General features: G+C 55.5%; 1 pseudogene. It reads right to left on the bottom strand.

Annotated elements, in window-relative coordinates:
• Window positions 1-308: pseudogene (locus HBA93_RS20240) on the bottom strand (bifunctional lysylphosphatidylglycerol flippase/synthetase MprF); the annotation flags it as partial.

Below are 308 nucleotides of genomic sequence, written 5' to 3'. Positions count from 1 at the left end.
CACGATAGCGTTTATCCGGTGTCGCACCGGAAACCAGCAGAATAATTCCGCCCAGAAAAATAATACTGGCCGTCAGCGTCGGAATGAGCGGTTCAACCAGACGTTTGGCAATACGCGCTTGCTTGCCGAGCATCTGGCGCCGACGCATAATTTCCCAGAACAAAAGCCCTGCAGCGGCCGTAACCAGTGGCAAAACCGTATAGATCACACGATAAGCAAGCAATCCAGCAATCGCCTGCGGATTGCCGCCAAGGCCGAGACCGGCGATGATCGTTGCTTCAAAAGCCCCGATACCGCCCGGTGCATGG

This window comes from Ochrobactrum sp. SFR4, from assembly GCF_019730395.1.
Taxonomy (GTDB): Bacteria; Pseudomonadota; Alphaproteobacteria; order Rhizobiales; family Rhizobiaceae; genus Pseudochrobactrum.
Note: the sequence above shows the minus strand (reverse complement) of the source record. Positions and strands in the feature narration are given on the sequence as shown.